Origin of the sequence: [Clostridium] aminophilum DSM 10710 (assembly GCF_000711825.1) — a bacterium.
Lineage (GTDB): Bacteria > Bacillota > Clostridia > Lachnospirales > Lachnospiraceae > Clostridium_R > Clostridium_R aminophilum.
The window spans coordinates 47,573-71,548 of the sequence record NZ_JONJ01000002.1 but is presented as its reverse complement, the minus strand read 5'-3'; the positions used below and the strand labels follow the sequence as shown (position 1 = coordinate 71,548).

The following is a 23,976-nucleotide window of genomic DNA, read 5'->3' as shown; positions in this document are numbered from 1 at the left end:
CGAGAACTTTTCAACCTTTGCGCATACTACGGTAATCTGTCTGACGAGGTCTCTTCAACCTTTTCGCATACTACAGGAATCTGTCTGACGAGATCTCTTCAACCTTTTCGCATACTTCAGAAATCTGCCTGACGAGGTCTTTCCGGAACTCGTAATTTTACTTCACAAGAATCGTGGAAAAATACCCCTCCTCATCGCCCGCATCACGAAGACTGTGAAACAGCTTTTCATCCGGCATTCCACAGTTCACCGCCATCTGCGCACGATCGGTCAGCCCGGCCTCCTCGATCATTTCCCTGATCGCTGCAAGGTTTCTTCCTGACTTCATGAGAACCTTTGCTCCGGGCAGTTTTAGATATTTTTGCGTGATGTCCGGATGAGACGCCGGAAGAATGATGAGCGGATCCGCTCCGCTGGTCAGACTGACGTTAAGTGCCGCGGCAGATGCGCTGAAACTGGTCACGCCCGGGATGGTCTTCGTCTCAAATCCTCTGTGTTCTGCAATATCCCGGATATATTCCCAGGTGCCGTAGAGGCTCGCATCGCCAAGATTCAGCATGGCGACATTTTTCCCCTGTTCCAAAATCCCGATCAGGATTTCCGCCTGCTTCTCATGGGACTTTACAAGGATCTCCGGATCACGGCTCATGGTAAAGGAGAGCATCCGGATCTCTTTCCGTTCCAGACAGACTGCACGTCTCGCAATATCCAGTGCCGCATGGGATCCGCCTTTTGTCTCCGGTGCCGCGATGACATCGCAGGCTTCCAGCGTGCGCACCGCGCGAAGCGTCATCAGCTCCGGATCACCCGGCCCCACGCTCACGCCATACAGCACGCCTCTCTTCCCCGTCATCCGAACACAAAATGTGCGCCGGCGCGGATTTCAACTCTGGTCTCACACCGGTCACAGCTGAACACATCGGAGGAACCGTCCTGTCCAAAAAAAGACACGTTTCCGCCGGTGCAGAACGGACACTGGATCATTTCGTTCCTGCGCATATTTCTCAGACTCCGCATAAATGCCGGAACATTGATATCTCTCGGCGCACCGGCATTTGCCGCCGCACCGTATTCCGATTCCGTTTCCTCTCCAAATCCATCGGATTTCGGTTCACCACCGATCCGGAAACCAATCTCATATTCCATGAAGATGACTCCTCGATTCTCTGTTTTTCGTTGTTATCTGTTTATTTCATAGAAAATGCTTCGCACTTCCCATGAAACAAAACGCTCCGCGGGATACGCGCGCCGTTCACCGACAAATCCACTAAGCCCGGAAAAAAAAGCCGCAGCACGCGATTTCGTTAAGTGATCCGCCTTCTACGGCGTCACCCTGCGGTGACCAGCGGCGGCGCGCAAAGTTCGCAGGCTCCCCTCGGGAGTGAGGGGACGTGGAAGCCGAAATCCGCCTGTGACTTTGTCATAAAATCATAGATGAACACACGTTTCTTAATTGTAATACAATGCCGTTGAAATGTCATCCCATTCCGGTAATTTCGCGAAGTTCTTTCTGCTCTTTTTCGGTCAGCCTTCTCCACTGACCCTCCTCAAGATCCGGATCCAGCCGGAGCGGCCCCATCGTCAGGCGTTTTAATTCGAGGACTTCCTTTCCGACTGCCCCGAACATCCGCTTGATCTGATGGAATTTGCCCTCCCGGATGACCACCTCCACAACAGAGCGTTTTTCTTCTCCTTCCGACCGGATCTCTAAAATCTCGAGCGCTGCCGGCAGAGCAGTCAGTTCCTCATCCACATGAAGACCTTCCGCAAACTTCCGGACATCCTCACCGGTCACCTCTCCTCTCACCAGCGCACGATAGCGCTTGTCCACATGTTTTTTGGGACTGAGCAGCCGATGCCCCAGCTCTCCGTCATTCGTGATCAGCAGAAGCCCCGTGGTATCCCGGTCCAGTCTCCCCACCGGAAACAGATCCTTTCTCGTCCGCTCGCCGATCAGATCAAGCACCGTTTTCTGATGCCGGTCCTCCGTCGCAGTGATCACGCCGGCCGGCTTATTCATCAGATAGTATACTTTCGTCTCATATTCGATCGGAACTCCGGCACACAGAACCTTCTGTCCCGGTTCCACGGAATATCCCGGATCTCTTACCATCTCTCCGTCCACCGAAACCTGTCCTTTTCGGATCATTTTTTTCAGTTCGCTCCGCGTGCCCGCGCCCATCTCACTCAGATAGCGGTCTATTCTCATTGAAAAACTCCTGTCACAACTTCATTTCCGGTTACCGTTTCCCGGCATACCTGCCGGTCCCGTTCTTTCATCCCGTTCTTTCATCCCGTTCATTCATCCCGTTCTCCGGTCCCGGGCTCCGTTCATATTTTCAGCATCGCGGCAAGCGCAATGATCCATGCCCCCGTCAGCTCGCACCGCTGCAGAAACCATCCCGCCAGATCCCCGGTCATCCCGTGGAACTCCTTCATCGCCGTCCGGTAATACAGGCCGTAGGAAAAGAGACATCCGGCGCCCAGAATCGCTCCGGTCTGCTTCCCCCAAAAGACGATCCAGACCATCGCCGCCATCGCCCAGAATGCCGAGGCCGCCGTCACCGCCCGGTCGGCGGAGGACCGGCTGAACGTCACCGCAAGCCCGTCTTGTTTCGCCTTTGGAAACAGCACCACAGAACTTCCGCTCAGCGCCCGCTCCAGCACATACACTCCGCCCATCATGAGAACGGCATTCGGTCCGGCGGTCATGACGGCGGCCATGGCCCCGAGATAAAGGATCATGTACCAGGCGCAGCGAATGACCGCAAACGCGCCGACATGCGGATCCTTCAGAATTTTCAGTTTGCGCTCCGCATTCTCCCACGAGTGAAGCGCATCGGAGGTATCCAGATATCCGTCCAGATGAATTCCGCCGGTGACAAGAAGCGGGACGGCCGTGCCGGCTGCCGCCGCAACGATCTCCCCCGCACCGATCCGACGCAGTGCAAAATGCGTTAGATATAATACCGCGCCTTCCGCCGCACCGATCAGCGGAAACCAGCACATGGCGTAACGCATCGGCTTTTCCTCCCATGCGGTTCCCGGCACCGGAATGGCAGAATACATGGAAAATGCAATCTTCAGGCTGTCAAACATATTCTTTTCTCCCGTTCTTCCCTTTCACCGGAACCGGAATTCCGAAGACGACTTCCGTGACGGCATCCGCCTGTTCCGCAATGTCCCGGTTTAACGCCGCCAGGACCCGGAGATACCGCATGGACTCTTCGTCATACCGGATTCCGTCCGAAAAAATCTCATCCGTGACGATCACAAGATGACGGCAGGAATCGGCGAGATGCCGGATGCCGCGAAGAATCCGCACTTCCGTATCGTGATCCCGCGCGGCGTTTCCGGCAATGTGTTCTCCGTCTCCCGTCTGTCCGTCTTTCTTTTTCCCGTTCACTGCCTGCCGGTCCGTTGCAAAGCCTGTTTCCGGATGTTTTTCCAGCGCAGTTTCGTCCATGCTTCCAGCGGAAGCGTCCGGAATATCCTCCCGCCAGAGTTCATTGACCAGAAGATTGGACATGCATTCCAGAAGAACGGTTCCGCTCCGGAAGTGCTCCGGAATGTCCAGCTTCTCAAGATCCACCGGACATTCACACGTATCGAATCCTTTTCCCTCACGCATCGCCCGGTGCTTTTCCACGCGTTTCCGGTCTTCCTCGTCCCAGATCTTCATCGTCGCAAGATAAAGACAGGGGCCCCCATATTTCAGACAGCAGTTTTCGGCATAGGCGGATTTTCCGCTTCCACTTCCGCCGGTCACAAGATGCAGCATGCAATTCTCCTTACAGGGGGCGATAGGCGTCAATTCCCATCCCGTCAAATGTCATCATGTTGCGGTAAACCGCCAGTGTCATCCGAAGCAGAGGCAGCAGCATGAGTGCTCCCGTTCCCTCCCCGAGATGAAGTCCCGCGCTGATCGGCGGAACAAGGTCCAGCTTTTCCATGATCCGTTTCATTCCGCCCTCGCCCGACATATGGGAGGCGAGCAGAAATTCCCGCGTGTCCGGTGCGATCGAGACAGCCGCGAGGGCAGCCGCCGAGGCGATAAATCCGTCGATTACCGCCGGGATGCGGTAGATCGCGGCGCCGAGATACAGTCCACAGAGCGCAGCAATATCAAATCCGCCGACACAGCGGAGAACCTGCAGTGCATCCTTTTCTCCGTTCTTTTCGTAGATCTTCCGGTGAAGCGCGACACCTTTTCCGACCACATCGATCTTATGCCGGAGTCCCTCATCGGTAAAACCGGCTCCTTTTCCTGTGATCTCTCCCGGATCCGCATCCAATAGCGCACAGGCAACGGCGCTTCCCGTTGTCGTGTTGCCGATTCCCATCTCACCGCCGAGGATTATGTCCATCCCCGCTTCTTTTGCGGCGCGGGCGCAGTCTATCCCGGTCAGAACCGCCATCCGCGCTTCATCCTCCGTCATCGCCGGTCCCTCGAGAAAATCCGACGTTCCCCGTCGGATCCTGCGTTCCGCAACCGTACGGTAGACTTCCGGATTCATCGCGGAGGCAACGCCGAGATCCACAGCATACACTTCGGTTCCGTTTACCCGGCTCATGTGCGCAGAACAGCTCCCGTCCCGTCCGATGACCTCCGTCACGCTCGCCGTCACATCCTGTCCCGTCTGGGTCACGCCTTCTTTGACCACACCGTTATCCGCGCAGAAAATAAAGAGCGCACTCCGGTCCATCCGGACATCGGGATCCCCCGTGATCTGTGCCATCCGCGCAATATCTTCTTCCAAAAGCCCCAGACTTCCAAGCGGCTTCGCGATGCTCTGCCACCGGCGCCGGGCCGCGTCACCGGCCTTGCGATCCGCCGGGCGGATGCGGCTGATTCGTTCTTTATAATTTATGTTCAGCTCATCCGAAGAGCAGAACCGCCAGTCGGCGATCCGCTCCGAAAGATTTCCAATCATTCGTATATCCAATGTACTTTCCGTTTCTAATACTCTCTGCTGTTTTTATGCACACCGCGCGAACCGTTATGCCATACTGTTTTAAGCCGCGCTGTTTAAACCGCACTGTTTATGCCATACTGGTTTATGCCGCACTGTTTTATGCCGCACTGTTCTATGCCGCATTGGCTATGCCGCACTGGTTTATGCCGCACTGGTTAAGCCGGGCTGTTTAAACCGCACTGTTTTATGCCGCCCCGTATTGATTGCAATGATTTTTTTATATGCATTTCCCGCCGAAGCTGATCACCGTCACGGGATTCAGCCCTTTCATCAGGTGAAAGCCCCCTGCCTTTTCCGCCCGGGAGACCGAAATCTGCGATATCTCCGGCTCTATCTTCCGGTCGCGGAGTGCCGAGAGCACTTCCTGAATCGATTCCAGCGCAATCACGTTGATCACAACGCGGGTCCCACTCTCCGGGATGCGCAGAAGATCGAGAATCCTCGCAGTATTTGCCGTCGCGCCGCCGATAAAGACATAGTCCGGAACCATCTCCGGATGCCGGGTTACATACTGCTCCAGCGATTCCGGAAGATTTCCCGGAACGATCTCCACCCGGTCTTCCGCGCCTGCCTTTTCCGCATTCTGCCGGATCAGTGAAATTGCCTCATCCTTTTTTTCAAAGGCGACAATTCTCAGTTCCGGATAAGTCACTGCCGCTTCCACAGACACCGAACCGGTTCCGGCTCCAATGTCAAACAGAATGCCGCCGGTGCCTTTTCCGGTGTTTTTCCCGGTGCCGTTTCCGATGCTGTTCCCGATGCTGTTTCCGATGCTGTTTCCGATGCTGTTCGCGATGCTTTTCCCGTCGTCCTGTCTGCTTCCGATCTCCAGCTTTGCGATGGAGACTGCCCGCACTTCTTCTTTCGTCATCGGCACATTTCCGCGAATAAACCATTCATCTCTCATCCGTATTTCTCCAGTTTCTGCACATCGCGAGCCATTGTTCCACAAAGTCGGGATCCGACGGATAATAGAAATGCGGAAAACCCGCAATCATTCCGTCACGGTCATGGATGCAGTTCCAGCTTCTTCCGTTCGGCTTAACCGCCGTCCAGTCCCCGCCGCAGTCAGTGCTGTCCCAGTAATGATACTCATGCCCACGGATTTTGTCTGAATGGGGTCCCGCAAGGGAAATGTAACCGAACCGCCCGAGTTTCGGCGTCCGGAATGTCCTTCCCCGGATGACCCCGACAGCCGGATAACGGTTCCCGTCCGCGCCTTCCATTTCCTCATGGAGATACATGAATCCGCCGCACTCCGCAAGGATCGGCATGGACTGTTCCGACACTGCCCGGATCTGTGCAAGCATCGCATGGTTTTCCGAGAGTTCCCTCGCAAAAAGTTCCGGATACCCGCCTTCGAGGATCAGCCCCGCGATCCCCTCCGGCAGCTTCGCGTCGTGAATCGGCGAGAACGGAACAATCTCCGCCCCCATTTTCTCCATCATACGACGGTTCTCCTGATAATAAAAGCAGAAGGCCTCGTCCACCGCAGCCGCAATCCGCACACGGGTTCGGGAGGTTTCCGGAATGTATGTCTGTTCCTTCTCCGCTATCGCTTCTGTCTCGACCGGTTCCGATCCGTCCGCCAGCGCAAAGATCGCATCCATGTCAAAGGATTTCTCCATCTGATCGGCCAGAAGACCGATCTTCCGCCGAAGATCCGAAATCTCATGAGGAAGAAAGAGTCCCAGATGACGGCTCTCCATCTTCCAGTCCTCAGACTCGGGGAGAAAACCCAACACCGGAATTCCGCATTCGTTCCGGATCATTTCCCCGAGAATCTTCGCCATCATCGCGGTCGTGCGGTTCAGAATCACACCAGCGATGCCGCTCCCCCGCTGTCCGGGGGCATCCGACTCCTTCGGATAATGCAGAAAACCGGAGATGAGCGGAACAAGGGACCGGGAAGCCCCTTTCGCGTCCACAATCAGAATGGCCGGTGTCCGGGTGATGCGGGCAATATCATAGGTGGAGGCGGTCAGTTCCGTTCCGCTGACGCCGTCGTAATATCCCATGACGCCCTCCATCACGCAGGAGCCGCTTTCCGTCTCCGTAACCGTCTCCGTGAGGACTCGCCGTACACCGGCTTCATCCAGAAAAAACGAATCCAGATTGGCACCGCCGACGCCGGACACATAGCGGTGAAACATCGGATCAATATAATCCGGGCCGCATTTGAAGGCGGCCGGTTTCCGGCCCCTGCGCCGGAAAACCTCGATCATGCCGCAGGTGATGAGGGTCTTCCCGCTTCCGCTCTTCGGCGCGGTCAGAAGAATCCGCGGGATTGTCTCACCCGTCCTTTTCTGCGTCATCTCCATGTTCTCATCCTCCCGCCTTTCTCCGGACACGGTCCTGCGCCGCATACATCCGTTTAAATCATTTCACTTATCATTCGCTTTATTCAGCGATACCGCAATCACCGAAAGAGCGGAAAACCGGGCGTCTGCCGGCATACTGCAGAGTTCCTCCGCCGTACTCTCCGTGATTTTCTCATTCTGCAGCGACAGATTCTCTCCGACAACAACCCTCGAAGTTCCGTATCCCCGCCGGACCAGGGCCTCCGCAAGCTCACGCGCGTCATCTCCTTTTCCGGACAGAATGCAGAAATGTTCTTTCCCGGAGCTGAACAGCGAATCCAGAAGTTCCTCAGCCGACCGCGATGCGCCGTGCATGGACGAGAGCACCGCGTCTGCAAGATCTTCGCCCAAAAGAGAAGACAGATACGTCACGCTTGAAATCCCGGGAAGAATCGAATACCGGATTCCGTTTTCCGCAAGAAGCGCTTCACAGGCACATGCTCCGCTGTGAAATGCCAGACTTCCGGAAAACAGCAGCAGAACATTCTTTCCCTCCGCTTCCCGGATCTTCCTGAGAACTTCTGTCGGGCGGTATTCGGCAATATAGTTTCTCCGATCCGGCTTTCCCGGTTCAAACCGGCGCACCGCCTCCCGGGCACAGTCGAGCATTCGGGAAGCGCCGATGACCCGGTCGGCCGCAAGGATTGCACCGATCACGGCAGCCGTCATATGCTCGGTATTCCCCGGACCGATTCCGGCGATCACAACGTGCTGCACCGAATAGCGCCTTCGGAGAAGTTCGAGGCACTGCGTTAGCCCGATTCCGGCCTCCTTCGGTCTGCCGATGATCACCGCCTGCACTCCGCAGGCCGCGGCCGCCTCAAGCTTTTCCCGATATCCGCCGTTTTTTCCGCTCTCCTTGGTCACAAGATATTCCGCACCGGTCTGATTGAGAAGAGCCTTGTTCATTTCCACGGTAAACGGCCCCTGCATTGCAATGATATGCCTGCCCCGAAGTCCGTTTTCCTGACAGGTGCGGATGCCTTCCTCGCTTGGAAGAACTCTCGCATAGAGCCGCTCGGAGGAACCCGGAATTGCCGCGAACACAGACAGCGCACGGCTTCCCGTCGTCAAAAGGATATTCCCCTCTGTCCCGGTCAGATACGCGGCGGCTTCTTCCGGAGTCTCAACGAAAATATTCCCGCGGCGGCATTTCTCATCCCCCTCGTCCGATTCTCCGGCTTCCTCCGCATCCCGGAGTACGCGGATCAGTTCCGCAGAGGTCTCTGCCACCGCGGATCGGATATTGTCCGACACATTCTTCGCGTACGGATGCGTTGCATCGATCACCAGACGGATTTCTTTCTCTTTCAGAAACTGTCCGATCTCTTCCCGTTTCATCGGCCCGACCAGAATGCGGACCGTCGTCCCGTCTGTGTCCGGAGACCATTCGTCCGTCTCAATCATGTCCGCTCCATAACCGGAATAGACACTGACAAACGCCGGAATCTCATGCTGCGAGCAGAATTCCGCGATCTCGCGTCCCTCGGTCGTGCCGCCAAAAATCAGTATTTCCGGCTTCATGTCTGCCCCTCCAGGCCGCGGTATCCCCGCGGAGTCACCATCCGTTCCCGAAGATTCTTCGTCCTGCTGCTTCCGATGAAAACCGTGGTGAACATATCCACCGCCGTCCCGCTCAGTTCCCCGAGTGTGAGAATTCGCGCCTCCTGCCCGTCCCGGCCGATCTCGGACGCCGTTCCGCAGATGGTATCCGGTGAGCGGTACTGTCCGATGATCTCACACGCATGGCGAAGATATCCTTTTCGCTTGTGACTCTCCGGATTGTAGAGACAGATCACCATATCGGATTTTGCCGCCGCAGCCAGACGATTCTCGATGGTCTCCATCGGCGTGAGGGCATCGCTCATGCTGATCACCGCAAAATCATGACCGAGAGGTGCCCCCAGAAGCGCACCGCCGGAGAGTGCCGCGGTAATACCCGGAATAATCTCAATGGAGACCTCCGGGTAATTCCCTGCCATCTCCAGAATCAGGGACGCCATGCCGTAAACCCCGGAATCCCCGCTGCAGATCATCGAAGTGATTCTCCCGTCTGCGGCGGCATCAAGTGCCATTTCACAGCGCTCCCGTTCCTTTCGCATCGGCGTCGTGATAATTTCCGCCTGCGGATACTCCGCCCGGATCAGATCAACATAGACCGTGTAACCGGCAATCACCTCCGAGTTCCGAAGTGCCCGGTCCGCACGAAATGTCATATCGTCATGTCCACCGGGGCCCATGCCCACCACATAAAGTTTTTTCTCCATTTTCATCCCCTCAAAACCGCGGCGTCTTTACGGAAAATCCCGCCGCACAGACCGTCACACCGTTCAGGGCGGTTTTTCCCGCAAGAAGTTTCACTTCACCGCGGTTCTCATCCGCATCGAACGCCGCAAGAACCGCCGCCCGCTCGCAGACATTGTCCGTCCCGGTTGTTTTCTGTACAAAGTCCGAGTGCTCATAGGAGAATCCGTCCGGTGCCTGATTCAGTTCATCCGCCGTGTAAAAACGGAGATGTTTCTTGACATCCTGCGCATACTCCCGCAGTCCCTCCTCGTCCTTCTTGAGATCGATGGAGGCAATCTCCGCAATCTCATCGATGGAAAGGCCTGTTGTCTTTAGAACCGACTCCACCGCTGCCGCAATGGCTTCTTTCGGCGTTCCTCTCCTACAGCCGATGCCGAGCACCGCCCGCTGCGGAATCAGAACCAGCATCTGATCGTTTTTTGCCGCGCGAAGACTGCCCGCCTTCCGCACCAGCACAATATTCAGTCTGCCCGGCTCGTCCGGCGAGAGTTCCTCCGGACAATCCCCCTCGATATAGCACTCCGTAAAAAAGCCGACTTTCTCCCCGGACAGAATCGCGGAAGCAATCTTTTTTGCCGCCGTAAGATCAGTCACCGTAAGCCGGTTTTCTCTCGCAAAATCATCCACCGCAAACGCGTGGTGAAGATCCGTTGCCGTAGTCACAACCGCTTCCGCTCCGAGGATTTCCGCCATTTCCTGTGCGGCGGCATTGGCTCCGCCCAGATGTCCCGAAAGAATCGGGATGACATATTTCCCCGTCTCATCGATGACGATCACCGCCGGATCCGTCGCCTTACTGCTGATATAAGGAGCGATCATGCGAACCGCTATCCCCGCGGCCCCGACAAAAATCAGTGCGTCAAAACGGTAAAAGCAGTCGCCGACAAATTTCCGCAGCGGCATAATCAGTTCGGAGGAACCGGTCACGGAGAGTTCTCCGATCAGGCGCTGTTTTTCCGGAATCCCGTCCAGTCCCCGGAGCAGCCGTTCAGCGCATTTCCCTCCGTTTTCGGTAAAATAAATCATCTGTGCTTTCATGATGATGTCCCTTTGCGATATCCGGTCGTAAATGCCGGATCGTAGAGTTTTGAAAAATTGTAATTTTTCTGCGCCACTGCATCTCCGACCACAATGAGCGCCTGTCTTGTGATTCCGGCCTCCGATGCCGCCTGTTCCAGTTTTCCGACGGTCGTGCGGACGATCTTCTCATCCGGCCAGGACGCACGGTAGACCATCGCGCACGGTGTATCTTCGTGATATCCGCCGGCCATCAGTTCTTCCGCCATCTTTCCGGCCATTCCGCTCGACAGAAAAAGAACCATCACCGCCTGATGAGCGGCAAAACTGCGCACCGACTCCCGCTCCGGCACCGGCGTTCTCCCCGCCCCCCGCGTGATAATGACACTCTGAGAAACTCCCGGCAGCGTGTACTCCATCTGAAGCGCTGCGGCCGCCGCACAGAATGAACTGACCCCCGGGCAGACCGCATACGGAATCTTACGCTCATCCAGCGCATCCATCTGCTCCCGGATCGCTCCGTAAACCGACGGATCGCCGGTGTGAAGACGAACGGTCATTTTCCCGTCCTGTTCTGCTTTCTCGATCTGCGCAATGACTTCCGGAAGACTCATACGGCTGCTGTCATACACCTCACAGGTGTCCTTTTTCCACGCAAGAATCCCGGGATTGACCAGAGAACCGGCATAGATGATGCAGTCGGCCTCCTCGATCAGTTTTCTTCCCCGAACCGTTATCAGATCGACCGCCCCCGGGCCGGCCCCGACAAAATTAACCATAAATTGTTTTCTCCTCCTCCGAAAGGATTCTCACCAGTTCCTCCGCCCCGTCCGTCTGTGCGAGAAGCCCCCGCTCTCCGTCCAGAAACATCACTTCCACGCGGGCGTGCGAGATGGCCTCCAGTTTGCTCTTGACACGAAACGCCGCCTCGGCATACACCGGGTCCCGCAGTCCCACCGTGTCGAGATATTCGGACGCTTCATTGGTTGTGTTGAGGGCAAGAATCCGCCGGCACATTTCCGCACTCGCGCCGACCGCCATTGCGCAGTCCGCCATGATTTCCATGCGGTGGTCGCCGTACTTTGAATGAGTATTCAGAATTCCTCCGGCAACCTTGATCAGTTTTCCCGGATGCCCCGCAAACAGCGCGTTTTTCACCCCCACGCGATCCAGCATCCGAAACGCCTGTCCCACATAGTTGGAGCATTTGACAAAATGTTCCATATCCAGGCCTGTCTTATCGTGAAGATACTGCCTGCCGTAGTTGCCCGGAGCAATGGCGAGAACGGATCGTCCTTCCGCGCTTCGGACGCTGATCTCCAGTTCGACCGTTCGGATCAGTGCATCTTCACTCATCGGATGCACGATTCCGGTCGTTCCGAGAACCGAAAGTCCTCCCACGATGCCGAGTTTCGGATTGAAGGTCTTTTCCGCCAGTTCCCTGCCTTTAGGAATGGATATGCGGATGAGGAGTGTCTTTTCCACCGAAGATCCCCCCGGTTCCGGACTTCCGTCATTGCCGGATGCCGGATGGATCATATCCCCGGAAGACAGATTTAAGGACGCTGACATCGCGGAATATTGCTCCATGGCATTTCGGTCCTCCGCATAATGTTCCGCGACCGCATACACTTCTTTCAGAATCATGCTTCGCGGCACCGGATTGATCGCCGGAAATCCTACCGGATCCGGGAGTCCTTTTCTGGTACAGATGCCGACGCCTTCCCCGCCGGTCAGCGCGAGTCCCGGATATTTCGGATCCATATAGACCGGAATGAACTCTTCCTCCTGCTTCCGGAGCTTTTCCTCCGGTGTACCGAGCCGCGTCCGTTCAATCCACAAAACCTCCGCGCAGATCTCTGCCTGATCGGTCACGTCCGGATCATCGCCGGCATCCTTGATCACCGTGCTCCGCACGCCCCCCGCCTCCGTGAATTCCTGGCGGACAATTTCCAGATCTACCGTTTTTCCGCCGGGAGTCGTGATGGAGACCACCCCGGCGCCGGTCAGCGCATCTTTTCCGAATCGATCGGAAACAGCCGGAAACGCCGAATCGATCGGGAACATATCGGTTTTCTGAACTGGATAAGGCAGCTTTCCCGCCATAATTGCCATAAGTGCGGCGGCAGAAGCAGCAGCCGCCGCTGCCGCACAGGTTCCGGTGGTGACGCCTTCCCGAAGGTCCTTCGGATTTGCATGCCGAAGCTCTTTCATCCGTTCCTCCATGGATTTGTCCCCGTTCCGTTTCACCTTGCACCTCCTGTGGTTTTCTGCGGCACGTTTGCGATAACATTTTCTATCATTATATCAAATTTTCCGCAAATATGTTTCGCACGTTCTCGCGGCAGTCGCCAGGCCCTCACCGGGGGCGCGGACTTTGGCGAGTCAGCCACATAACATAGGGAAGTGCGGAGCACTTTCCTATGACATAGAAAAGGCTCCGCATCAGCCTTACGGTCAATGCGGAGCCAGAAATTCTATTATTCTCGGAAGAATTTAATTAGTCTTCCTTTGCAGCCTCGTCAGCAGCAACTTCCTCGATGTTGACATCAGCAACATCCTCGTCGCCGTTGTGACCAGCCTCAAGAGCCTTCATGGAAAGGCTGATCTTGTGATCGCCCTCGTTGAAGTCTACAACCTTAGCTGTGATGATGTCGCCTACAGCGAGTACATCAGCCGGCTTCTCAACGTGCTGTCTGGAGATCTGGGAAACGTGAAGGAGTGCATCGATTCCCGGCTCAAGCTCAACAAATGCACCAAAATCGGTCATTCTTGCAACTCTGCCTTCTACGATGGTTCCTACAGCGTATTTTTCAGAAGCGTTGAGCCACGGATTGGTCTCCGGGAACTTCAGGGAAAGAGCGATCTTCTCGCCGTTGATGTCCTTAACAAGGCATCTTACAACGTCGCCGTTCTTGAAGATCTTCTTCGGATTCTCAACACGGCCCCAGGACATCTCGGAGATGTGAAGGAGACCATCTGCGCCGCCGAGATCGATGAATGCGCCGAAATCGGTAACGTTCTTAACTGCACCCTCAACGGTCTGACCAGCAACCAGCTTGCTGAAGAGAGCTTCCTTCTGCTGAGCCTTCTGAGCAACCATAAGCTGCTTTCTGTCACCGATGATGCGGCTTCTTCTGCCGTTCGGGTTGAACTCTGTGATAACGAACTCGATCTCCTGACCCTCGTACTTTGTGAGATCTCTCTCAAAGGAATCGGAAACCATGGATGCCGGGATGAATACGCGTGTGCCTTCAACCTCAACAACAAGTCCCTTCTCAACGACCTGAGCAACCTTCTCCTTCAGAACCTCATGGTTCTCGAAAGCTTCCTTCAGTCTCTTAAGGCCCTTGTCTACAGCTGCTCTCTTATAGGAAAGTGCTGCCATGCCTTCGCCGTCGTTGACTTTCATAACTTTAACTTCCATCTCGTCGCCGACCTGAACCTTCTGTGTCAGCTCAACGCTGGAATCGTTGGAATACTCCTGCTTTGTCACGATACCCTCAGATTTGCTGCCTGCGATGCTGAGGATGATCTCATCTTCTTTAACCGCGATAACCTGACCGGTAACAACCTCTCCTGCACGTAACTGCTTAAACATAGACTCGTCAAGCAGCTGTTCAAAACTCATTTCTGACATTCGTATGAACCTCCTCGATAATTTTGTTCGGGGTAGATGCCCCGGCTGTAATACCTACGTTGCGCACAGTAATTGTTCTATCAGGTTTCAAGTCCTTAAGTGTCTGAATGTAGTAAGTGTTACTGCATTCCTGCCGACAAATGTCATAAAGCTTACGTGTATTGGAACTGCTTTTGCCGCCAATGACGATCATTGCGTCCACACTTGAAGCCAGACTCTTTGCCTCTGCCTGTCGCTCCTGTGTTGCATTACATATTGTATTTAAACAAAGAGTATCATAACCCAATTCGGCTATTTTTTCAACAAGATATTGAAATTTCTTGTAATTATACGTAGTCTGTGCAACTACACTCAATTTTTCTTCCTTTGAAAGTTTAAGGTCGAGAAATTCTTCCGGAGAATTAATTACCCGGGTGTGTTCATCCGCCCATCCGACGATCCCCTGAACCTCCGGATGATCCGCGGAACCGACGATGATGACACGTCTTCCGTTCCGGTTCTGTTCCTGCACAATCTGATGGATCTTTGACACGAACGGGCAGGTCACATCCACATACCGGATTCCTCTCTCGTTCAAAAGATCATAGACCCGTCGGGCCACGCCGTGTGACCGTAAAATCACGGTGCCTTCCCGGACAGCGAGAAGATCCTCCTCATTTTCCAGTACCTTTACACCGCGGGATTCCAGATCGCTTACCACTTCTTCGTTGTGAATGATCGGGCCGTAGGTGTAGATCGGTTTGATTCCTTCGGAAATCTGTTTTTCGACAATATCCATTGCCCGCTTGACTCCGAAACAGAAACCGGCACTCTCTGCCACAATGACACGGATGGAATTATCTGCCAATTTTCTCTCCTCTGTCTGCCACGATCGTTTCGATGGTCTCAATCACTTCCTCAAGTGTCATGTCGGACGAGTCGACCAGAACCGCATCTTCCGCCTGAACCAGCGGGGAGATCGCCCGGGTCATATCCTGATGATCTCTCTCGATGATCTCTTTTTCCACCTCATCCAGCGTCATATCCGTGCCCTTTTCGAGGAATTCACGGTATCTTCTCTCCGCGCGGACTCTGCTGGACGCGGTCAGATAAATCTTCACTTCAGCATTCGGAAGAACCGCAGTGCCGATGTCTCTGCCGTCCATGATCACATTGTTTTCCGATGCGATCTTGCGCTGCAGCTCCACCAGTTTCTTGCGAACCGGTCCGTGAGCACTGGTCTGGCTTGCCATACGGCTCACCTCTGCGGTACGGATCTGACCTGTCACATTGACTCCGTTCAGAAACAGTTGCTGCACTCCGTCCTCGTACGTGATTGCGATGTCGATATCATCCACCATGGATGCGATCGTCCCGGCGTCATCCCCCGACACCCCTTTCTGCAGAAAGAAAAGAGCGATCGTGCGGTACATCGCGCCGGTATCGACGTAGATGTAATTCATTTTTTCCGCCAGTTTTTTTGCAATCGTGCTCTTGCCGGCGCCGGCCGGTCCGTCAATTGCGATGCTAATTGACATGTTTTCATTACCTCCGAGTTTACATTTGCGGCCGCTCCGTCACCGGACCGCCCACCGTATTATAATAAAAGATGCCTGCTTTGTGAAGTATCCTGTGTTACGGATGTCACCTTCCCGCATTGTTTCGCGCAATATCGATGAACGCCTTCATCTGCGGGAGTTCCGCGATATCCGAGTGACAAAGAAGATACGTGGACCGGGTAAACTCCGTCCCATCCGCAAAGGACAGCGGCGTCACCTTTCCGGAAAACTTGCTGAGTCCGATCTCCGGTACAATGGACCATCCCACGCCCTGTTCCACCATCTGAACACAGGCGCCGATACTCCCGAGGGAAATGTTGCCGGTGTCCGGTCTCAGATCGTGTTCGCGGAACCATCGGCTCACCTGGTTCTCATAGGCCTGCTCGGTTCTGCGGCTGATAAACGGAAGCTCCTGGATCGGCACATCCGCATCTTTTGAATTGACAATCATGCAGACACGCTCCGTCGCCAGTTTCTGGCTGAACCCATCCCACGGGAACTCTCCCCGGATGATCGCGATATCGTACTCACCGATGCAGAGTTTGTGGTAAATGCTGACGCTCGTATCCGTGGAAACCTGCGCGTTGATATGCGGATATTCCATATGAAGATCCGCCAGGATTTTTCCGAGCCGGTACGCCGAATAGTTGATCGACACGCCGGCGCGAAGCGATCCGCACACATATCCCCGCTGCGCGTCCAGCGTATTTCTCATATCCTGCAGAACCGCCTGCGCGCGGCGGGCATGCTTCAGGATAATCTCTCCCTCTGCCGTGAAATGAATCCCCTGTCGGGAACGCACCACAATCCGGGCGTTCAGCTCATTTTCAATGGATGCAAGTCTCTTGGAGAGTGCTGACTGCGTCACATACAGCATTTCTGCGGTACGGGTAATGTTTTTCGTCTTGTCGAGAGCATCCAGCATCTCAAAATCTTTTTCATCCATAGTTTTCCTCTTTTCGTCTGCATTTCTTTAAGTACAAGGGTTTCCGCCCGACGTTCGTTTTTGCCGCACATTGTATGTACACCGGCCGGAATGAATTCCGTTTTACTGCACTTTCACCAAAACAGCCCTTATAATTCCTTTCACTACTGAAACATCATTATTATAATTCCTTTTACTTCTAAATGCAATTCGTGTTTAATAAAGGCACAGGTTGCGAAACCTGAGTTAATACTTCCTGAATGTTTTAACTTTTAGTACCTTCTTCTACAGAAAGAGCCGCTGACCCCCATCAGCGGCTCTTTTTGTTATTCTAAAATGTCATTTTCCCAATCCGTCACCGATCACCTGCCGAAACCAGATCATCCAGAAAGGTGCGAAGTCTCTCCCTTGTGACATGCTGCATTACCACAATATGAGCCAGATCACCTCCGAGACGCTCATCGCGGTCAGGCGCCAGACCGTATTTTTCAAACACTGCCTCAGGCGGACGTTTAAAATAGACGGTGTTGGACATGGGTTCCAGCCACGCCGGATACTCCATCTCATCCAGCCGCTCTTTTAACCATCGGGCATTGTCCAGCATTTCTTCTGTCATCTTCTCAAACTCCGCCCGGGACGTATGCTTCAGAATCCACCAGAATTTCAGTGGAGAGATCGCGGATCTGGTGCAGTTGACCATCGGCATATTGGCATTCAGATAAGAGATCTCAAAGGATTTCTGGCGATCCAGAACCTCCTTCGTGGTCAGAAAGATCCCGGCCGGATCGTCCATTCCGAAAAACTTGTGTCCGCTGATGGCAATGGAATCATAGGGCTGAATCTTACGGTTCAAAACATCCCGGTATTCGGTATAAGGAAGGTATCCTCCGAACAGCGCCGCGTCAATATGACGGTAAACCGGCGTGTCCGGATACTTTGCCAGTACCCGGTTCAGGGCTTCCTGATCATCCACGCCCCCTTTAAAAGTCGTTCCCATGGCGTAGACAACCAGAGCCGGTCGCTCGGGGCGAATGGCCTTATCCAGTTCTTCCGGAATCATGCAGCCGTGAACATCCGAGGGAATAAGCTTCAGTTCCAGATTCTGCAGATCCGCCAGACGTCTGCCGGAATAATGAGCCGCATCGGACACATACATAACCGGCCGGGATCCGGTGGAATTCTCCAGATACCGCGCTCCAAAATAAATTCCGTGGTTGTTGCCGTCGGTTCCGCTGAAGGTAACGATTCCCCAGAGATTCGAGAGGTCAAAGCCATACAGCGGTCCGAAGGTTTCGATCACTTCCCGTTCAAAATCCAAAGAATTCAGAATGCCTTCGTGCTGTGCAAACGGATCCCCCGCATTATCGGCCATGGAAAGGTTCAGCCCGCTTCCAATAAACCATTTGTAAAATTCGACCAGACGGCTTTTCTGCGCCGCCGGATAACCGAACTGATGTATTTTTCGGGATACGATCTCTCCGGCAAACTCATCCAGTCTTGCGATATAAGGATCTGTTTCCGGCGCTGTGCTTCGGATCTGTTCTTCCTTCATATTTCCGGTTCTCCTTTCCCGGATGTCCGTCATACGTCTGCATTTCTCCGGACTCCGCTCCACACTGAAATAACAGATTTTATGGCTGATTTCATTATACCATATAAGCCACGCGAGCGTTTACGCTCATGTGGCGACGGCATGACATAACAGTCGCGAAGCGGCTGTTATACCACGAAAAGTACGGGCAAAAAAACGTTGACGTTTTTTTCGATGTTGCGCGAAAACAGTCGTTTTATTGCCTGTTATACGAACAAAAAACAGGGCCCGGGATAACGCATCCCGTGCCCTGTACTGTCTTCATAAGAAACTTTCTGTCTTTATCTGCGAACCGTCGGACTCTGCATTCTCTCATCGCTCTTGAGCCACTCTTCCCAGTCGCCGACGATGGAACGGTCGTCAAAGTAATCGATCCGCATCGCACCGCGAACCTCGTTCAGCGTTGCATTGGTGGTCTTTACCGCATGGTCGGTGCCGGCCTTCAGGATGTCATAGACATCGCCGATGTTGGCCTCCCATTTAGCGCGGGACTCACGGATCGGAGCGAGAAGCTCGTCCATGACCTTCATCAGGAACTTCTTGCACTTCATATCGCCCAGGCCGCCCTTGTGGTAATGCTCTTTCATCTCATCCAGATTCTGATACTCCGGCAGATACTCCGCAAACTGGTCTTCGCGGCAGAACGCATCGAGGTATGTGAATACCATATTGCCTTCCACGTGACCCGGATCGGCCACATTCAGGTGCTGCGGATCGGTGTACATGCTCTTGATCTTCTGTTCCACCGTCTTCTTGTCGTCACAGAGGAAAATGCAGTTGCCCAGAGACTTCGACATCTTCGCCTGACCGTCCAGACCCGGAAGTCTTCTCTGAACTTCATTCTCCGGCAGGAGAATCTCCGGCTCGACAAGAATATCCTTCTTGTATGTTGTATTGAAACGGCGAACGATCTCTCTGGTCTGCTCGATCATCGGAGACTGGTCCTCGCCCACCGGAACGGTCGTCGCCTTGAACGCGGTGATATCGGCCGCCTGGGATACCGGATAGGTAAAGAATCCGGCCGGAAGTCCCGCCTCGTTTTCGACATCGTCATTTCCGTTGAAACCTCTCAGCTTCATCTCGGTCTTTACCGTCGGATTTCTGGAAAGTCTCTGTGTTGTCACGAGATTCATATAGTAGAACGTCAGTGCATGAAGGGCCGGAATGCCGGACTGGATGCAGATATTCGATTTGTCCGGGTCAATGCCGACGGAAAGATAATCCAGCGCCACTTCAATGATGTTGTCGCGGATCTTCTTCGGATTATCCCAGTTGTCGGTCAGCGCCTGATCGTCGGCAACGAGAATGTTGATCTCGTCGAACTTTCCGGAATTTTGCAGCTCCACGCGTCTCTGGAGAGAGCCGACATAATGTCCGAGATGCAGTTTTCCGGTCGGACGGTCACCCGTGAGAATAATCTTTTTTTTGCAGTCTTTTGCTTCCATTCCTGTATTTCCTCCATATTCCAATGCATCATCGATGCTTTTGTCTTTCTTTTGTCTTTCGAAAAAGCGGCATATTCTTCGATAGTATACCACATCGAATCCGCTTTGCGCCATTAAATTCACCCGCGCCGGTCATTCCTGCCAGTCATTCCCGCAGACTGCTCCACAGACTGTTCCCACAGGCTATTCCCGGAGATCATTCCTGCAGATCATTCCTGCAGTTCATTCCCGAATGCTGTTCCCGCAAACTGTTCATGGAGATCACTCCTGCAGACTGCTCCCGCAGCTCACTCCTTCATATGCTGTAAGAGCCAGCCGTTCGTGTACTCCGCCCAGCTGAACTGTGACATGTACTCGCCGGAGTATTTCTGCCGGGCATCTTTTTCCCCGTTCAGAAACCGGAAGAAATCGCAGTCCACCTTATCCACCGCAATTCCGATCCGACCGCGTGTCTTGATAAGAGCATCGCCTGCCCCGTGAGCCGAGAGCGTTTCCGCCAGATCCCATTTGCAGTTTGCAAAATACGAGTATTTGCTCTCCGGCATATCGTCCTCCCAGAGAATGCCGATAATCTCGCCGTTCGAGCAGGCCGCACCGCGGCGGTCAATCAGATATGCGAACATTTCCTTGGTTTTGTTGTACTTGAATTTCACCGGTTTATCGCCGGAAAAAACCTCGAAATTGCCGAACGTGCGCACGCGGATTGCATCCTGTTTGACCTCTCCGCCCGGAAACCGCAGATGCGCCATCTCATTGCGGATATCCTCAACCGAAATCGGCTTCAGCAGATAACCGCTGACATGAAGATCCAATGCCTTTTTCGTGTAGGAATCGTAACCCGTCGCGAAAATGATATTGATCCGGGGCTGGATCTCCTCCAGCCGTTCCGCAAGTCCGATTCCGTTCATCGAGTCCATCTCAATATCCAGAAATGCCACATCAATCGGGTATTTTTCCGCATAAGAAAGCGCCTCCGCCGCATTCAGGAAGCCGACGATCTCGGCGTCCGGAACTGCCTTGCGGACCTCATTCATTTCTCCCTCCATGGAGATTCGTTCATCGTCCACAACCATACATCTCATGTATTCTAACCCCGCTTTTCTGAAGTTATGCCTTCTCCTGCGTAAAACTGAGTTTCAAAAGCTCACCGGCCATTCTTCATCGGCACACAGATCTCTGCGGTCGTGCCGACTCCCGGTGTGCTCTCCACGGTAAGCGTGCCGCCGCACATGTTCTGCAGCCGGGTCCGGCTCGTGCGCAGCCCCGTGGAATCTGATCCGACCTTCGTCATGTCAAAACCGATGCCGTCGTCCTCGACCCGCACCACTGCCTGATCGTCCCTGCGAAAAACCTGTATCTTCAGGGTGCCGCCTTCCGGCTTTTTGCAGATCCCATGCTTGACCGCATTTTCCACCAGAACCTGAACCGCGAGAGCCGGTATGTCAAACTCCCATTCACGGATATCTTCCTCCACGCGAATCCGGTCTTCAAACCGCATCTGTTCCAGCCGGAGGTATTGTTCCACATGCTCGATCTCCATGGAAAACGGAATCGTCTCGTCGCTGTCCAGAATCTTCAGACTTCCGCGGAGGAATTTCGAAAAGATTCCCACCGCACTCTTCGCTTTCTGCGGATCGGAATCGCAGAGAAAATAGATCGAGTTCAGACAGTTGAAGATAAAATGCGGCTGAACCTGTGATTTCACAAGGCGAAATCGCATATCCTGCAGTTCTTCCTTCTGCCTCATCATCTCATCGTACTGCCGGATATAGAGATTATTCTGTTCCCTGAGAAGATGAAGAAACAACAGAATCACGGAGACCGTGACCGCAATGTTCAGGAAGGAGTAACCGTAAATCACCGCCTGTACCAGGGTTGCAAGAAACGGAAGCGCATAGAAGGTAAACAGATACGAAAACGACTCCCCCGCAACCGCCCGTTTCCGGAAGAGTTTATATTCCATGTAAGTCGAACTGGCCAGACCGGGTACATCGATCAGCCAGAACATTGGAAGCCGGTAGTAGCGGTTCTGTAAGTCAAACGAATAAAAGACCGGCCAGAACTGGTTGACGATCACCATGACAATGCCGATGGTTGCGATAAAATGCACCTTTGGCATCCAGTAATCTTCGTCTCCGATATAGCGGGAGACATAGACGGCATAGACAGCGATCAGAATATGAGGCATGACAAAGGAAAAGAAGTTGCTGATCCGGACACTGTAATATCCGAGAGCCGAAACATTCCCACGGAACATCCACGCTGCCGCATCCGCGATCAGCCAGACGGATGTGCACAGAAACAGCTCGACGATCAGTCGACCTTTCTCGCCGAGTTGTTTTCGGGATATCAATGCCCAGAATAATGCAATTGCGGTGACAATAGCGGCCCATATCTCCATGGTCGCCATCACGATCTGTTTTACTTCCAAATCAGCCATCCTTTGCTGCCATAATAATACTTATTTTACAGCATTTTGCGGTCACTGGCAAATGCTGTTCATCACAGAATACTTGCATATAGAATACATATCCGGCGATTGCCTGTCCAGAATCCGGTCCGTGATGATCCGGTTTCTTCCGCACAGGCCGTTTTTCGGATGTCAGATTTTTCCCGGGCATCCGACATTTCACCGGACGTCAGATTTTAACCCGCCTTCCGACGTTTCCCCAGCGTCAGATGTTTTCCGCAGCCGCAGCGCTTCTTCCGGCAAGAACGCCGGTCGACCAGGCAATCTGAAGATTGTATCCCCCCGTCTCGGCATCCAGATCCAGCACTTCACCGGCAAAATACAGCCCCGGCATCAGTTTGGATTCCATGGTGGACGGATCGACCTCTTTTACACTCACTCCACCCTGCGTGACGATCGCCTCATTATACCCGCGAAGCCCCGTCAGCGTCAGCTCAAAATGTTTGGTCACCTGCACCAGTTTTCTTCTCTCTTCGCGGGTGACTTCATTGACCTTTTTGTACGGATCGATCCCGGAACGGCGCACCATTACCGGAGCCAGTCTCGCCGGAAAAAGATGCGACAGACTGTTGCGGTATTCCCTGTTCTTTTCACCGTCAAAGTCCCGCAGAATCCGGTCATCCAGCTGCTGTTCACTCAGTGCCGGCTTCAGATCCAGAATTAGTTTCAGCGGGTTCTTCCGAATCCGTTTCGCCGAGTAGGCGCTGGCGGAGAGAATGATCGGTCCCGTCACGCCGAAATGCGTGAACATCATTTCCCCGAACTCCCGGAAAATCTCTTTTTTCCCGTCATATACCGCGGCCTCCACATTTTTCAGTGAAAGCCCCATCAGCTCGTCGCCGACCGGTTCCTGTGTCTCAAACGGAACAAGACTCGGGCTGCAGGGAACAATACTGTGTCCCGCCGTCAGCGCAAAATCGTATCCGTCGCCGGTGGACCCGGTGCTGGGATAGGAAAGACCTCCCGTTGTGATGATCACGCAGTCTGCGGCAATTTCCCGCTCCGATCCGGTAACCGGAGCAGATACCGGTCCTTTGGAAGTTCCGGACCACCGCACCTCGCGGACCTTTACACCGGATACCCGCCGTTCGATGCGTTTTCCTTTTCGTTCCAGCGGTTCATCCAGATCCGCAAAGCGAAGCCCCGTGACTTCCGTGTTCAGGAACAGCTTCACACCGGCCTTTTTCATGCGGCCGTTCAGCGCTTTCGTGACATCCGATGCGTGGTCGGACAGCGGAAATGCTCTTCCGCCGCGCTCGACTTTTGTCCGGATTCCCTCCCCTTCGAGAAAATCAATCATCTGCTGATTGGTAAACCCGTAAAGGCTGCTGTATAAGAATCGCGGATTGCTGACCACCTTGCGGAAAAACTGCTCCAAATCGCAGTCATTGGTAAAATTGCAGCGTCCCTTCCCGGTGATATAGATCTTTTTTCCCGTCTTTTCGTTCTTTTCCAGAAGCGTGACCTCCGCTCCCGTCTCCGCTGCAGCGATGGCCGCAGCCATGCCGGCCGCTCCCGCGCCGACGATAACGACTCTTTTCTTCATACTGTTTCCTCTATTCTCAAATCAGCGGACAGAGTTCACTCCTTCCTCCGTTCGCCGTGTCATCCTCTGACAAGGTTATAATGTACCATGAAATTCCCGGCACTGCACCAACAAAGTTCACAGTTTTTTTCGAAGTGGTTTTGCGGCAGGGAATTTCAAAG

The 23,976-nt window shown here is 53.9% G+C and carries 22 protein-coding genes; all 22 read right to left on the bottom strand.

Annotated features, from left to right (window positions below; genetic code table 11):
* Positions 1-157: 157 nt before the first annotated feature.
* The 22 genes from cobI to BR86_RS0102135 all read right to left on the bottom strand — a co-directional run bounded on the left by cobI (position 158) and on the right by BR86_RS0102135 (position 23,815).
* The gene (gene cobI, locus BR86_RS0102245; RefSeq protein ID WP_242841549.1) at positions 158-835 is read right to left on the bottom strand and encodes a precorrin-2 C(20)-methyltransferase; all 678 of its coding nucleotides are present in this window, start codon (positions 833-835) and stop codon (positions 158-160) included.
* Positions 836-849: 14 nt separating this feature from the next.
* The gene (locus tag BR86_RS0102240; RefSeq protein WP_031471383.1) at positions 850-1,146 is read right to left on the bottom strand and encodes a hypothetical protein; all 297 of its coding nucleotides are present in this window, start codon (positions 1,144-1,146) and stop codon (positions 850-852) included.
* A gap of 331 nt (positions 1,147-1,477) precedes the next feature.
* On the bottom strand, positions 1,478-2,209 hold the full coding sequence (locus BR86_RS0102235; protein ID WP_031471382.1) for a pseudouridine synthase: 732 nt from the start codon (positions 2,207-2,209) through the stop codon (positions 1,478-1,480).
* Between the two features lie 122 nt (positions 2,210-2,331).
* The gene (locus BR86_RS0102230; protein ID WP_031471381.1) at positions 2,332-3,099 is read right to left on the bottom strand and encodes an adenosylcobinamide-GDP ribazoletransferase; all 768 of its coding nucleotides are present in this window, start codon (positions 3,097-3,099) and stop codon (positions 2,332-2,334) included.
* The gene (locus tag BR86_RS0102225; protein ID WP_038287607.1) at positions 3,092-3,781 is read right to left on the bottom strand and encodes a bifunctional adenosylcobinamide kinase/adenosylcobinamide-phosphate guanylyltransferase; all 690 of its coding nucleotides are present in this window, start codon (positions 3,779-3,781) and stop codon (positions 3,092-3,094) included. The genes BR86_RS0102230 and BR86_RS0102225 overlap by 8 nt, the downstream gene beginning before the upstream one ends.
* 10 nt (positions 3,782-3,791) lie before the next feature.
* A complete protein-coding gene (cobT, locus tag BR86_RS0102220) occupies positions 3,792-4,934 on the bottom strand; it encodes a nicotinate-nucleotide--dimethylbenzimidazole phosphoribosyltransferase (protein ID WP_051684528.1) in 1,143 nt (380 codons plus the stop codon).
* Positions 4,935-5,193: 259 nt separating this feature from the next.
* Complete coding sequence (locus BR86_RS16120) at positions 5,194-5,883, bottom strand: bifunctional cobalt-precorrin-7 (C(5))-methyltransferase/cobalt-precorrin-6B (C(15))-methyltransferase (RefSeq protein WP_038287605.1); 690 nt, start codon at positions 5,881-5,883, stop codon at positions 5,194-5,196.
* On the bottom strand, positions 5,873-7,297 hold the full coding sequence (locus BR86_RS0102210; protein WP_242841548.1) for a cobyrinic acid a,c-diamide synthase CobB: 1,425 nt from the start codon (positions 7,295-7,297) through the stop codon (positions 5,873-5,875). The genes BR86_RS16120 and BR86_RS0102210 overlap by 11 nt, the downstream gene beginning before the upstream one ends.
* Positions 7,298-7,360: 63 nt before the next feature.
* The gene (gene cobK / locus BR86_RS0102205; protein WP_031471376.1) at positions 7,361-8,860 is read right to left on the bottom strand and encodes a precorrin-6A reductase; all 1,500 of its coding nucleotides are present in this window, start codon (positions 8,858-8,860) and stop codon (positions 7,361-7,363) included.
* Complete coding sequence (gene cobJ / locus BR86_RS0102200; RefSeq protein ID WP_031471375.1) at positions 8,857-9,609, bottom strand: precorrin-3B C(17)-methyltransferase; 753 nt, start codon at positions 9,607-9,609, stop codon at positions 8,857-8,859. Before cobJ ends, cobK begins: the two co-directional genes overlap by 4 nt.
* Before the next feature lie 4 nt (positions 9,610-9,613).
* Complete coding sequence (locus tag BR86_RS0102195) at positions 9,614-10,681, bottom strand: cobalt-precorrin 5A hydrolase (RefSeq protein ID WP_031471374.1); 1,068 nt, start codon at positions 10,679-10,681, stop codon at positions 9,614-9,616.
* A complete protein-coding gene (gene cobM / locus BR86_RS0102190; protein WP_031471373.1) occupies positions 10,678-11,439 on the bottom strand; it encodes a precorrin-4 C(11)-methyltransferase in 762 nt (253 codons plus the stop codon). Before cobM ends, BR86_RS0102195 begins: the two co-directional genes overlap by 4 nt.
* A complete protein-coding gene (gene cbiD, locus BR86_RS0102185) occupies positions 11,432-12,910 on the bottom strand; it encodes a cobalt-precorrin-5B (C(1))-methyltransferase CbiD (protein WP_051684527.1) in 1,479 nt (492 codons plus the stop codon). Before cbiD ends, cobM begins: the two co-directional genes overlap by 8 nt.
* Before the next feature lie 250 nt (positions 12,911-13,160).
* The gene (gene rpsA / locus BR86_RS0102180; RefSeq protein ID WP_031471371.1) at positions 13,161-14,300 is read right to left on the bottom strand and encodes a 30S ribosomal protein S1; all 1,140 of its coding nucleotides are present in this window, start codon (positions 14,298-14,300) and stop codon (positions 13,161-13,163) included.
* Positions 14,281-15,132 carry a 4-hydroxy-3-methylbut-2-enyl diphosphate reductase gene (gene ispH / locus BR86_RS0102175; protein ID WP_031471370.1) on the bottom strand — a complete coding sequence of 284 codons (852 nt, stop codon included), beginning with the start codon at positions 15,130-15,132 and terminating at the stop codon, positions 14,281-14,283. The genes rpsA and ispH overlap by 20 nt, the downstream gene beginning before the upstream one ends.
* 4 nt (positions 15,133-15,136) lie before the next feature.
* On the bottom strand, positions 15,137-15,817 hold the full coding sequence (gene cmk, locus BR86_RS0102170; RefSeq protein WP_031471369.1) for a (d)CMP kinase: 681 nt from the start codon (positions 15,815-15,817) through the stop codon (positions 15,137-15,139).
* 106 nt (positions 15,818-15,923) lie between these two features.
* The gene (locus BR86_RS0102165) at positions 15,924-16,784 is read right to left on the bottom strand and encodes a LysR family transcriptional regulator (protein ID WP_031471368.1); all 861 of its coding nucleotides are present in this window, start codon (positions 16,782-16,784) and stop codon (positions 15,924-15,926) included.
* 334 nt (positions 16,785-17,118) lie between these two features.
* On the bottom strand, positions 17,119-18,315 hold the full coding sequence (locus tag BR86_RS0102160) for a pyridoxal-dependent decarboxylase (RefSeq protein ID WP_161767259.1): 1,197 nt from the start codon (positions 18,313-18,315) through the stop codon (positions 17,119-17,121).
* A gap of 320 nt (positions 18,316-18,635) precedes the next feature.
* Entirely contained in the window at positions 18,636-19,799 is a 1,164-nt protein-coding gene (gene trpS, locus BR86_RS0102155; RefSeq protein ID WP_051684556.1) for a tryptophan--tRNA ligase, read from the bottom strand.
* 287 nt (positions 19,800-20,086) lie between these two features.
* On the bottom strand, positions 20,087-20,881 hold the full coding sequence (locus BR86_RS0102150; protein WP_031471365.1) for a response regulator: 795 nt from the start codon (positions 20,879-20,881) through the stop codon (positions 20,087-20,089).
* Between the two features lie 62 nt (positions 20,882-20,943).
* The gene (locus BR86_RS0102145; protein ID WP_031471364.1) at positions 20,944-22,230 is read right to left on the bottom strand and encodes a sensor histidine kinase; all 1,287 of its coding nucleotides are present in this window, start codon (positions 22,228-22,230) and stop codon (positions 20,944-20,946) included.
* Positions 22,231-22,474: 244 nt separating this feature from the next.
* Positions 22,475-23,815, bottom strand: coding sequence for a BaiN/RdsA family NAD(P)/FAD-dependent oxidoreductase (locus tag BR86_RS0102135; protein WP_031471362.1), 1,341 nt, complete (start codon positions 23,813-23,815; stop codon positions 22,475-22,477).
* Positions 23,816-23,976 lie beyond the last annotated feature (161 nt).